Annotated in this window: 1 protein-coding gene; it reads right to left on the bottom strand. The window is 37.6% G+C overall.

Features of this window, described 5'->3' with window-relative positions:
- Positions 1-11 precede the first annotated feature (11 nt).
- Entirely contained in the window at positions 12-15,044 is a 15,033-nt protein-coding gene (locus ACZ76X_RS06490; RefSeq protein ID WP_479849969.1) for a DUF7507 domain-containing protein, read from the bottom strand.
- Positions 15,045-15,066: the final 22 nt, after the last annotated feature.

Genomic DNA, 15,066 nt, shown 5'->3' with positions numbered 1-15,066 from the left:
TTTTGTTTCATTTAATCCCACCAAATCCAAGTCCAAAGGTAATTTCGTACATTTCGAGGAGTAATCCGTATGAAGCGTTCACCGTCAAAGAAGCAATTAAAATTTGGAAGTGTCTCATCTGGATTTTCTGGAACAAAGGTGACCGTATTTTCATTACTCGTAACGGTTACTGTAATTGGTGGGTCAGTAGGCGAGACTTGAAGTTGTAACGAAATATTAGCTGTATTTTTAAATTCATTATTAACAGGTGGATTTATTACTTGTACTGTGAATAACACGATAATTGTTTCGTTCGGTTCCAAATTAGTAGCGACTAGGAAACCGATATTCGGATTCGCTAGTGGAGAACGTTCGTCATTAATAAAAACCGTACCGTTCATAAATTGTAAACCTGCTGGAATGGTATCTTGTAACGAAATATTTGAAAGTGAAATATCAGAAGTATTCGTAATGCGCACCGTATAATCAAAATATTGGTTTAAATAAGCTGAGCTGAAGGAAGCGTTTTTTACTACTGTCGCACTTATAAATTGTACTGGTATACGAACGATATTTGAATTAACTATAAAAGTAATAATTGGGTCCTGTGGTGTCAATTGGAAGGCAGCTGTGACGGAAGCGGAATTGATAATTGTACTGTTTGAAGGGATAGATGTGACGAGAACTTTAAAGGTTATCGTTGCTACTGAGCCAGCAGATAAAGTACCGATATTAATACCAGTATCTGGACGGATATTTGGAACCGGGGTTCCGTTAATGGTTACACTGTTTTCTATAAATGTTGTACCAGTTGGAATGGTATCTAAAATAGAAGTACTTATCGTAGGAATCGGGGAATGGTTCAATACCTCTAATGTGAATGTAATCATATCACTTATAACGGCAATAGATGTGTCGGCTGTTTTGTTAATACGAACCATAGGGTCAACTACTGTTGTTGTAACGACATTTGTTTGCTTTGTAATTGTAATAGGTGGTTCATTTGGATCAATGGTAACAGTATAGGAAACAGAAGCATCGTTATTAATTGCTGGTTGAAGAGTTGAAGGAGATATTGTTACTTGGAAAGTAATGATAGTAGATTCATTAGGAGCAAGATTTCCTAACGTAATACCATTTTCAGGATTTTCATTAGGTTGATTGATTCCGTTTATCGTAACACTACCAATAACGAATGTCGTATCTACTGGTGCCGTGTCTACTAGAAGAAGATCTGCAATAGTGATATTACCATTATTCGTAATGGTAATGGTATACGTTAAAGTTTGACCAGGTAATGCGCTCGTGAAATCAACAGCTTTTATCGCAATGACATTATCATTTTGGACAGTCGTTGTAACAGTATTTGTTATAGTTGTATTTGTAACAGGTACGTTATTTGGATTGACTATATAGTTAAAGGTAGTGATTGCTTGGTTGGTAAGTTCATTGAGTGTCGGAATAGAAGTTACAGTTACTTGGAATGAAGCGATAGCATTTCCGCCAACAGTTATAGGACCAATTGGTATACCACTTACTGGATTAACTCCCGGAAGAGTTTCTCCGTTTACAATGACGCTATTTTCTATAAATGTAGTACCTTGAGGAATCATATCTTGAATGACTACATTATTTGCTGCAACATTACCAGTTTGATTGAGTGTGATCGTATACGTTAACGTGTCACCGACTGTTGCAAATGCAAGGTCAACAGTTTTATTACTATTCAAAGTCGCATGATTAATTGTTGTTACGGCAGCTGATGAAATAATAGTTTCGGTAATAGGTGGTCGATCTGGTAACGTGTATTGGTATTCAATTGTACTCGTATTAGAGATTGGATTTGTTTGCGGAATGGAAGTAACCCGTACTTGGAATAGAATAGTTGCTGTTGTATTAGGCGGAATGTTATCAATTTGTATTCCGTTAAGTGGATTGTCATTTGGACGGGTGTTTCCATTTACAATAACACTATTCTCTATAAAGCTCGTATTCGCTGGAATGATATCTGTAACAATAATATTTTCTACTTGTATATTCCCATTGTTTGTAATGGAAATTGTGTAAGGAATAATCGTTTGTAGGTCAGCATATTGGATAGGCGTTGTTTTTGCTGCAATTACATTAGCAGAAATAACTTCAGTGAAGGTAATATTACTAGTTGATATTTGTTCCTCGCCATTCATTGTATAACGAGAAGTAGCTTGGTTTTGGATACGACTGTTAGCTGGAAGAGATACCACAGTAACGGAAAACGTGACTGGGATAGAAGTGTTAGGAGCAATCGTTCCTACAAGTATGCCAGTACTTGGATTTGCGTTAAGCTGAGGGATATTATTTACTAAAACGCTACCATCTATAAAGGCTGTTCCATCAGGAATATTGTCTGTAAATAAAACAGCAATAGCATCTGTATTCCCTGTATTCGTTAAAGTTGTTGTATAAGTTAAAATGTCCCCAATTGCTACAGAGGTCAAATCAACAGTTTTCAGTGAAACGATATCAGCATCATTAATTTGAACGAAAGTAGTATTGGAAGTAGTAGATTTTTGAATAGGTGCAAAGTCAGGGTTGAAAATAAAGTCGTAGACGATATTCGCAGTATTAGGTGTTGGGTTTACAGCAGGTAAATTTGTAACAGAAACTTGGAACGTTATTGTAGTCAATTGACCTGACGCAATATTAGGAATAGAAAAGCCGATATTTGGATCTGCTGCAGGAATTACAGTGTTGTTAACTATTACACTTCCTGGAATAAATACTGTTCCATCCTCTATAGTATCTGTAAAAAAGATGGAGTTAGTTGTAGTGGATCCGTTATTTTGAATGAGTACTGTATATTCAATGGTTTCATCAATATTAGCTAATACTGTATTAGTGGATTTTGTAGCGATAAGAATGGCATCCATAAATTGTATATTTGTAGTATTGGAAGATGTCGTTTCTGAAATTGGTGGTAAGCTTGGGTCTGGCTGATACTCATAGTGGATGACGGCGATATTATTAATGTTATTTTGAGAAGGTGTAGAGACTACATTTACTTGAAATGTAACGATAATTGTATTGTTTGGAAGGATAATATCAAGGGTGATTCCGGTAATTGGATTTTCGTTAGGCCTTGGTATGCCATCTACAAGAATGCTATTTGGAACGAATGTGGTGCCAGCAGCAATTGCGTCAATGAGGAGAGTATTTGTAATAGGTACTGTACCAGCGTTTGTAACTGCGATTGTATATGTGATGATTTGACCGATACGTGTAATAGATCTGTTAGCGGATTTAATTGCACTAACATTTGCCGTCCGCACTTCAGTATTTACTGCATTTGATAACGACCTGCGCTGAATAATCGGAGAACTAGGATCAATTTGGTATTCATACGAAGTGTCTGAAATGTTAATGACTGCGTTGCCCTCTGGTATACTTATAAGTTGTACTTGGAATGAAATAGTGACTGTTTCATCTGGTTGTATCGTGCCAAGAGTTACTCCATTTTCAGGGTTCGCACCAGGCTGAATTATATTATTTATTGATAAGCTATCTTCAATGAATATAGTACCTTCTGGAATGTTGTCAATGAACACCGTATTGTTAGCTGGAACAGTTCCTATATTTTGTAGTGTATTTGTGTACGTAATATTTTGCCCGGTGGATACGAAAGTAACATCCGCCTGTTTAACAGAAATAATATTTGCATTTTGAAGTGATGTTGTAACGATATTAGAATTTGCAGTGCGATTCACTGGTGGAGCTGTAGGGATACTTACATATTGGTAATTTACAGATGATTCATTTATAATTTCGGTTTCAGTTGGTGGGTTATTTGTTTGTACTTGAAATAGTATTGTTTTGGAACTGTTTGGTGGAATCGTTCCAATTGGTATTCCGTTTTCTGGATTTACATCAGGCTGAAGTACACCGTTAATTGTGACACTGTCTGGAACGAATGTAGTTCCAGCTGGAATCGCATCTGTAAAAATAATATTTATTGCGTCAGCATTGCCGATATTTTTCACTTCAGAAATATAAAGTATAGTTCCGCCAATATCTACAGTTATTGGATTGGACGTTTTTGTAACTGTTAATTGTGCTAGCACGAAATTTGTAATGACAATATTACTTGTAGATGTTTCAGTAATAGGCGGTTGTCCTGGGTCCGGTTGAATTGTATATGTTGTATTAGACTGATTTGTAATCGATTGTTGCGAGAATGAATCGTTAATAAGAATTTGGAATGAAATAAGGTGAGTAGCGTTTGCTGCTAGGTTAGGCAAAGTAACACCTGCATTTGGATTTGCACCAAGTATAGCTGTTCCGTTAAGTGTAAAACTATTTTCTACGAATGTAGTCCCTTCTGGAATCGTATCTGAAAATAATAGATTAGTAGCTGGAATATTTCCGGTATTTTCTAGTGTTATCGTATAGGTCAAAATATCGCCTGTTGTCGCTTGTTGTGCATTGACTGCTTTTAAAGAAAGGACATTTGCATCCGAAATTTGTGTGAAAGCTGGATTAGACGTAATGGTTCGAGCGATGATAGGAGCAGTTGGATCGGCGATAAAAGTATAGTCAATACGAGCTATATTAGAAATTGGATTCACGCTTGGAATGGATTGAACGATAACTTGGAATGTGACGGTGATGATTTCTGAAGGTGCAATGGCGTTTAAGGAAATGCCCACGTTCGGATCGGCACCTGGGGCTGAAACGCCATTAATAGTCACGCTATTCGGAATAAATGCAGTTCCTTCTGGGACTAAATCTGTTAAAGTAACTGTATTTGCAGTTGTATTCCCATTATTTTGAACGACTACAGTGTAAGTGATTGTACCGTCAGTAGACTGTACGAGGGAATCTGTATTTTTAATTACAGATAGTGATGCATCAACGACAGCTGTATTTACCGTATTAGATGAAGAAGTTGCTGTAACTGGAGGTTGACTTGGGTCGACAATATACGTGTAACTTGTAAGTGCTTGATTTATAATCGCTCCTTGCGGTGGAATAGAACTTGCAAGAAATTGGAACGTAATAGTAGCGGAATCACCTGGTGCGATAATGCCAACTGGAATACCGAGAGTTGGACTTGCATCTGGAAGTGAAATTCCATTAAGCGTAACACTATTTGGAACAAATAATGCCCCTTCAGGAACGCCGTTAATGAGTAATACAGAATTTGCAGGGAAGTTTCCAGTATTCGTTAATGTTGCTGTATACGTAATGATATCTCCGATAGATACGATTGATCGATTTGCTTCTAAAATAGTTGTAACAGTAGCGTTATTAATTTGTGTGGAAGCAATATTAGAATTTATTGTACCTGTAACAGGAGGAGAGGCCGGATTAACTATAAATTCGTATTGAATAGATGCAACGTTTGTAATTGGATTCGAAGGTGGAGTAGATGTAACTATGACTTGGAACGTAACGGTTGAGGAACTACCAGCATTCACGGTTCCGATATTCACTCCGCTATTTGGATTTGCACCTGGAATGGTACTTCCATTTACGGTGAAACTATTTTCAATAAAAGTTGTTCCTGTTGGAATCGAATCTGAGAAACTTACATTCGTAGCGTTTGTATTGCCGTTATTTTGAATTAAAACTGTATAAGTTATCGTGTCACCGATATTCGCAAAGGCTGTATTAGCAGTTTTTATGGCCGAGAGTATTGCTGAGTTAATAGAAGTAACGAAGACGTTCGTTTCCACATTGCCAGGCTGAGCTTGTAATGCACTTCCTACGTTGTATTGGAAGTTCACAAATCCTAAGTTTTGTAGTTCTGGTGTAAATGTTGTTGGATTGCTTACAATTTGAACTTGGAATATGATTGTTACAGTTTGATTTGGAATGATTGTATTTATGCCAATACCGTCAATGATAGAAGCGGATGCTAATGGAGTGCCATCAACAATAACTGATCCTGCAACAAATTGTGTCCACGATGGTATCGGGTCTGAGAAAATAACGTTATTAGCAGGAATATTTCCTGTATTCGTAATCGTAGTTGTATACGTAATTGTATCACCAATCGTTGCAAAAGCTTTATCTCCGATTTTAGTAGTAGTTAAAATAGCACTTTCAATTGATGTTGTAACACTATTTGAAGTAATGTTTTTTGAAACAGGAGGATTAGCTGGATTGACGATATGTTGGAAACTAACGCTAGCTTGATTGGTAATTGGATTTATAGGCGGGATTTCATCGGCATTAATATGAAATGCTACGATGACAGATTCGTTTGGCGCGATATCGCCAATTGGAACGCCTGTAATTAGGTCTGCATTTGGAATGGTAGTTCCGTTAAGTGTAAAACTATTCGGTTCAAAGGAAGTTCCGTCTGGAATCAAATCGGTAAAAATAACATTTGTCGCACTAACATTTCCGCTATTTGTAATCGTAACGGAGTAGATAATATCTTGCCCAATATCTACTGTTGCTACATTTGAATTTTTTTGTGCAGTAAGGATAGCGCTATTAATTTGTGTCGTCGTTGTATTAGAGTGATTAGAAGTTGAAATGAACGGCTGATTTGGATCAACAATATAACGGTAAGTGGTAAGAGCTGAATTCGAAATAGGATTGTTGCTTGGTAGGGTTGAAACAGTGGCTTGGAAGGTGACAATTGATGTGCTTCCACCATTAATGGAACCGATATTTACACCAGTAGATAAATCAGCGTTTGGAATAGTTTGCCCATTAACTGTGAAACTGTTTGGAACGAAACTTAAATTGCTATCAAGTACATCGATAACGGTAACATCAGCTGCAGCCACATTTCCGGTATTAGGAAGGTTAAGTGTAAATGTTATTGTATTACCAACGTCCGCAAAAGTAAGATTTGCTGTTTTTGTACTAATAATCGTTGCGTTATTTATTTGAAGAAGCGTCGTGTTAGAATTAGCTGTGCTTGAAACGGGAGGATTAACAGGATCAACAGTAAACTCATATGTTGTTGATGCTGTATTTGGTGCCGGATTAATAGGTGGGATGCTGTTCACCGTGACTTGAAATACGATACTATATATTTCATTTGGTGGAAGTGTTGCAAGCGATACACCTGTATTTGGATTCGCGTCAGGTTGTAAAACACCATCAACAGTTAATGTGTTAGGAACAAATGTGAGTCCACTCGGTAATACATCCGTGAATACAATATTAGTCGCATCCGTATTTCCTATATTCGAAATAGAAGTAGTATAAAAAGCAGTTTGCCCGATATCTGCAAAGGAGACACTTTCGTTTTTCGTCATAGATAATATAGCTTCTTTAATTTGTGTTGAAACAGGATTACTAATTGAAGTTTCTGGATCAGGCGGTGAGACTAATTGATATGATGTCGATGAGAAATTTACAATTGGGTTTTCGGTTGGTAATGATGTTACAGTAACTTGGAACGCAACTGTTACCGTATTCCCAGCTGTTATAGTCCCGATATTTACACCATTCGATGGATCCGCACCAGTTTGGGGAGTTCCATTAATAGAAAATGTGTTTGTAAGAAATGTAGTTCCGCTCGGCATTGTATCTGAGAAAATAACATTTTGTGCGGATGAGTTTCCATTGTTTGTTAAAGTGACAGTATAAGTGAGTGTGTCTCCGATATGGCTAAATAATTTATCAACTTGCTTTGATGAAAGAATAGTAGCTGTATTAATGGTGGTAAACACTGTATTTGAAGAAGTTGTTCGTGAAACAATGGGTGCATTTGGATCAGCAATAAATGTGTAAGACGCACTAGCGGAATTGGCAATAGGATTTTGGATTGGTGTAGAAGTTGCGGTAACTTGAAATGCTATAGATATTGAGCTGTTAGGGGCAATTGACCCGATTGTTATCCCTGTATTAGGATCGAGTCCGATTTGTGTGCTGCCATTGATTGCGACACTATTCGGAACGAACGTTGTACCATCTGGTATAAGATCAGTGAAAGTAATATTCATTGCATTTGTATTGCCGTTATTCGTTAAAGTGGTTGTATAGGTAATGGTATCACCTAGTGTTACAAGTGTTTGATCGACTGATTTTATCATCGTTATCATAGCATCTAGTACGGGGTTTGTAACAATATTCGTTGAAGTAGAAGTAGTAACAGGAGTTCCGTTTGGATCAACAGTATAAGAATATAAAATTGTGTCATTATCCATAATCGAACTTGAAGAGGGTACAGAAATAACATTTACTTGGAAAGTAACAGTTACTGTTTCACCAGGAGCGATATTTGGTATAGTTATTCCGAGTGCTGGTCGTGCACCAAGTTGCTGAACACCATTGATTGTGACTGAATTTGGTATAAAGGTAGTATTAGATGGAATAGCGCTTGTGAAAGTAATATTCGTTGCGGATGTGTTTCCTGTGTTTGTAATCGCAGTTGTATACGTAATCGTATCTCCGACAGAAATAATAGATTTATCGGCACTTTTTGTGGTAGTTAATATTGCGCTGTTTATTGTTGTAGTGACGGTATTAGATGAAGCTGTTTGAGTGATAAGTGGTTGACTCGGATCGACAATATGCTGAAATTGTACAGAACTAGAATTAGAGATTGGATTTATACTTGGAATGTTTGTTACAAGTGCGTTTATCGTAATCGTAGCTGTACTACCGGGATTTATATTTCCAATCTGAATTCCGGTAGCTGGGTTTCCGATTTGCTGCGAACCAGAATCATTTACAAGAGTGCCAGATATAAATGTCGTTCCATCAGGTAAAATATCCGTGAAAATTATATTTTGTGAAGTGACATTTCCAGGGTTACTTAATGTAATTGTATAAGAAATTGTATCGCCAATCGTAGCGAAAGTTTTATCTACAGATTTGATTGCCGCAATTTCCCCAGCATTTATTTGTGTCGAAACAGAATTAGATGTCGTGCTTCGTGAAACAAGTGGTAAATTAGGTGTTGTGATAAATTGGTAATTAACAGAAGCGCCGTTTACAACTGGGGAGTTTGGTCCTCCAGGTCCGATTGTAAAAACAGGATTTGGGATGCTAACTACTTGCACACGGAATGTAACATTTATAAAATCTCCTGCAATAATATCCCCAATTGGTATCCCGTTCGCTGGATTTACCCCAGGTAATAAAACCCCGCCTACTCGAACGCTATCTTCTATAAATACTGTATTATTTGGAATTGGATCAGTAAAAATGATATTCGTAGCAGTTGTGTTTCCTATATTCTCTAATAAAACTGTATACGTTAAAAATGAATTTCCAGGTGCGATGTCAGAAAAAAGTCGATCCACACTTTTCGTTGCTTGAATGATTGCTTCGTTAATTTGCACTAAAGTTGGATTACTTGTAGCTGTTTCTGTCACTGGTGGCTGGTTAGGATCAACAATGATAGAATATGTCGTACTAGATTGGTTCAACGTTGGATTTGTAGTTGGTATTGAGCCAACGATCGCTTGAAAGCTAATTGTTGTCGTTCCTCCAACTGGAATTGAGTTTAAAGAAATCCCGTTATCTGGCCTAAATCCAAGTTGTGGGATTGTATTAATTTGTACGCTATCAGGAACGAATGAAAGTTCGGGTGGTAATATATCGATAAAAACAGGTGTGTTTGCAGTAGTATTTCCGCTATTAGTAAGAGTAGTTGTATACGTAATTGTATCTCCAACAGCAGCAAATGCATTGCTTGCAGTTTTTGTTGCGATAACGGACGCAGTATTTACTTGTGTAAAAGTTGTATTGGATTGAACGGTTCGTGAAACAGGTGGTTCATTTATATCTACAATAAAGCTATATTGAAGCGATGATTTGTTCGGAATTGGATTCGGATTTGGGATTGTTGTAATGTTTACTTGAAAGCTGAGTATAACCGATGCATTTGAATTTATGTTACCGATATTGATGCCGTTTTGTGGATTGGCATTAGGAATGGTCGTTCCATTTACTGTAAAACTATTTGGGACAAACGCCGTACCATTTGGAATTAAATCTGTAAAAATAACATTGTTTGCGGTAGTGTTACCGGAATTAATAATGGTAGAAGTGAAAGTAAGTGTATCTCCAATGGTAGCGAATGTTGAATTGACAGTTTTATTTATAGATAGAGTAGCATCAATAATTGGAGTAACCGTCGTATTCGTAACTGTGCTACCAACAGCAGGTGATTGGTTTGGATTCACAGTATATTCATAATTTACGAGAGCATTATTTGTTAACGTGCCACTAGGTGGTATCGCTAAAATTTGTGCTTGAAAAGTAATGAATACAGTATCTCCCGGCGGAATATCTGCTAAGTGAATACCAAGTGATGGATCTAATCCTGGTTGTGGAATATTATTAATAGTTACAGAATTTTGGATGAATGAAGCTCCTGCGCCTAGTCCATCTGTTAAAACAGTTGCACTAGCAGGGATATTTCCTGTGTTCGTAACTGCAATCGTATAAGTAACGATATCTCCAATTGCAGCATTAGGTGTGTTTACTGATTTCGTTGCGATAATCGTAGCATTGTTAATTTGAGTTGTTACAACGTTGCTTAGTGAATTAGAGGATGCTGGAGGTAAGTTAGGGTTTACAACATATTGGTAAGCTGTATTACTTTGATTAGGGATTGGATTCGGATTCGGGATAGAATTTACTTGCACTTGGAACGAGATGGTCGTATTTGCAGTAGGATTCATTGGATCAATTGCAATTCCACTTGCTGGATTGACATTAGGAATGGTATTTCCGTTTACAGTTACACTATTAGGAATAAACGACGTTCCGTTTGGAATAACATCTGTAAATATTACATTTGATGCAAGTGTGTTACCAGTATTCGTTAAAGTAGTCGTGTACGTAATCGTATCATTTACATTAGCAAACTGTTTATCTACAGATTTTACAGAGGTAATCGTAGCTTTATTAATAGTTGTTTGTACAGTATTAGAGGCCACCATTTGCATTACAGCTGGTTTGGCTGAATCGTACGTGTATTGGAATGTGGTGCCTGATTGATTTGTAATCGGATTGGTACTAGGAATAGTTGGTGCAGAAACTTGGAATGCAACAGTACGTGATGAATTTGCTCCTATCGTACCAATAAGAATACCGTTAGCAGGATTTGCATTGGCTATAGGAACACCGTTAATCGTTACAGTATTAGGAAGGAGGATGGTACCATCCGGAATGATATCTGTAAACGTTACATTAGAGGCAGGGATATTGCCGTTATTCGTTAAAGTTGTTGCATACGTTATGACATCGCCAACATCAGCGAAATTTGTGCTTGTTAGTTTCGTAGCAACAATATTAGCAGTATTAATTTGTGTCGTTACTATATTGCTAGTAGCGTTTCTGACAACAGCAGGTAAATTTGGATCTGCGATAAAGCTATATTGAAGTGCAGCGCTGTTTTGAACTGGATTTGGTGAAGGTAAACTATTTGCACTAATTTGGAAAACAATTGTTGTAATGCCACCAGCTGGAATAGTACCAACTTGAAGGCCGGCACTTGGATCTGCACCTAGCTGTAAAGCACCGCCTATAAAAATACTATTTGGTACAAGAGTCGTACCAGGAGGGAGTATGTCGGTAACAACTACATTATTCGCTGGAGTATTCCCAGGGTTAGCCAACGCAATTGTATATGTGATTGGTTGCCCAACATCAGCAATAGTTAAATCTACCTGTTTGACAATAACGACATTTGCTAAGTTGATTTGTGTACTTACAGTGTTACTTAAAGAGGTTTCTATTGTTGGTGGATCTCCTGGATTTAAAATAAAACTATACTGTGTACTAGATGAATTTATTGTTGGATTTTGTGTTGGGACAGAGGTGACAGTTACTTGATAAGAGACGGTAAGTGAGCCGTTAGCAGGAATAGAAGGTAACGGAACACCGACATTTGGATCGGCGTTATTTTGGAGGACACCATTAATAAGGAAAGTGTTTGGGATAAAGGTAGTACCGTCTGGATTCGTATCAACGAAAGTAGGACTATCAGCAGTAACACTTCCTGCATTCGCCAAAGTAACAGTATAAGTTAATATATCCCCTACGGTAGCGAACGCTCGATCCACTGTTTTTGTTGAAATGACATTTGCATCGTTTACTTGAGTAAATGTAGTGGTTGAAGTAGTGTTCTTGCTTACAGGGGAAGCATTTGGATCCACGATAAAGTTATAGGAAATAGAAGCGCTATTTGAAATAGGGTTTGGATTTGGGATGCTAGTTATGAATACTTGGAATGAAGCTGTAATTGTAGTAGTAGCATTGATACTACCAATATTAATGCTAGCTGGTGTAGCACCCGGCTGAGTAACACCGTTAACTATGACACTGTTTGGTACAAAGGAAGTGCCGTTCGTAATTGAATCGGATAGTACTACATTGTTCGCCGCAACATTTCCATTGTTTGTAAGAGCGAAGGTATAAGTTAAAACCTCTCCAACTTCTGCAAATGTTTTATCTACAGACTTAGTAGCCAGAAGGTTTGCTAGTCTAATTGTTGATGTAACAGAATTAGAATTTGCTGTTTTTGAAGTTGGTGGCACACTTGGATTTACAGTATATAGGTAAGAAGCGAATGCATTATTAATGATAGGATTTTGGGCGGTAATATTGATGACTGTTACTTGGAAAGAAAGAGTAAAAGTAGCTCCGCTAGGAATTGTTCCGATAGGTAAAGCAACGAGAGAATCTACATTTTGCAAAACTCCGTTTAGTGTTACAGTACCAGGAGTCAATATCGTTCCATTTGGAAGTGGATCTGTTAGTTGTACGTTAGTTGCAGCTGTATTTCCACTGTTTGTAATAAGAATTGTATAACTGATTGTTTCACCAATTGTAGCAAATTGTTTATTTGTTGATTTTGTTACTGTTAAATTTGCATTGTTAATTTGAGTGGAAACGAGATTAGAAGAAATGTTTTTTGTAACGGGAGATTGGCTAGGATTGACAGTGTACTGATAAGAAGCGCTTGATCCATTAGATACGGTATTTGACGCTGGAATTGTATTTACTACTACTTGAAATGAAACATTTTTTGTTGTGCCAGTTGGAATAGATCCTATATTCACACCAGTAGCAGGATTTGCTCCCACTTGTGTCGTTCCATCTATCGTTAAACTGTTGAGAACAAAAGTTGTTCCAGTAGGAATGACATCTGTAAAAATAACGTTATTCGCATTCGTATTACCTGTACCTGTAAAGGAAACAGTGTACGTTAGTGTATCACCAATATCTGCAAAATTTTTATCTACCGCTTTCGTCATTGTGACAGTAGCATTATTCACTTGAGTGGATACGGTATTAGTTATATCAGTCCCGCTTACTGCGGGTTGATTTGGCACAGGAATGTATTGATAAGTTGTTGTACCACTATTTAATATTGGATTTGTTTGCGGGATAGAAGGAACGAGTACTTGAAATGAAACAGTAGTCGTAGAATTAGCGGCAATAGATCCAATTGCTATACCAGTAGCGGGATTTGCGCCAGCTTGCGTAACTCCGTTAACAGTTACACTGCCTGGAATGAAAGTAGTCCCGCTAGGAATCGGATCCTTATATATAACGTTCGTTGCCGCAATATTTCCTATATTAGCTAAGGCAATATTGTAAGTTAACGTTTCTCCAATATCGGTAAAGAGTTTGTTAACTGATTTTGTACCATTAATATCTGCAAGATTAATTTGTGTTCCAGCAGAGTTACTTGTTGCAAGACCGTTAAAAGTCGTTCCGCCGGCAATGGGTGTATATTGGAATGTAATATTTGCGGTGTTAGAAATCGGATTTTGATTTGGGAGAGAAACGACAGTTGCTTGGAAAGTTACTGTACGAGAAGCACTGTTATTAATTGTTCCAAGAGATATACCAGCAGCCGGGTTTGCATTTGTTTGTGGTACGTTATCTACCGTTACAGTGCCAGGTATAAAGGAAGTGCCGTTAGGAAGACTGTCTATAAAAATAACGTTATTGGCGGGGAGGAGCCCGGTATTAGGGATAGTAACGGTATAAGTGAGAACATCTCCAATTGCTGCGATGCTTTTATTCACACTTTTCGTTGCTTGTATGTTAGGCGAGTTTATATTAATTTGTAATCCGACTGTATTTAACATATATGCATCTCCGTTAGTTGTTAAACGGATTGCGGCGGACACTTGAGAATTTGTTAAATAAGGAGAAATATCAATAGAAGTAATGTCCCAACCTTGCCTCCCTGCAGATATATTTGTACCTGTAGAAGCACTTTGATTTCGTGTTCCAAATGTCCCGGTTGTATCTAAATTTCCAGCTGCATTATTCACTTGAGAACCGAAGAAATTATTTACAGCATTATTTGGCCCAGATAATGCATTTAATGAACTGAAATTTGGTCCAAATAATGCTTGATCCCCGGTTAAATCAGCGTCTCCTTCGGTAGAACTTAAAAACAATCTCCCGCTTACAGGTCCTCCTGAAGGTGTTAAAAATCCTGAAACAGATACATCGGCACTACCAGTTTCTGCAGAAACACGGTTACCAGCTACGTAAATGGTTAAATTTCTTGCAGGTAAGGAACCATTTTGATATGCGACGATAAGTGTCCATCCAGCCGAGTTAATTGATCCATTAGAAGCATCTAAAGGATCAACAAGTCCAGGTACAGATCCTGTAGTATAGGAACCAGACCCTCCAGCTTGAATAAGAGTCGTTACGTCTGCTGAACGAGTGTAAAATCCAAATGTAATAGAGTTTGAAACGAATGTTTGATTAGAAGCTGTAACAGCTGAAGGAGTAATTGAGTATGTTGACACAGGTGTTGTAAAAGAAACTGGGTTTCCTAATACGCTCGTAATGTTTTGATCACGAGATAAATAGTTTCCACCCCAAACGAGTTCTGCGTAAAGAATGGTACTACCAGCAGGGATATTTAAAAGAGCGGTAGAACTATTTTGTGTATAGTTTAACGTTGTACCAGCAGGAAAAGAAGTTACTTGTAAAGCGGTATTCGTAGTTGCGAATGCACCAATTGCCCCGATTGTACCAGCCCGGTTTTGATTACTAATTTTACTTAAGCCTAAAGTATTTCCTGTAATAGCGAGTGCGCCGTTAGTGGTGGTAGAAAATCGATTCGTAATGGGCATGTTGTCACCTCATTTCCAATAT

Source organism: Bacillus sp. BC05(2025), from assembly GCF_056725905.1.
Note: the sequence above shows the minus strand (reverse complement) of the source record. Positions and strands in the feature narration are given on the sequence as shown.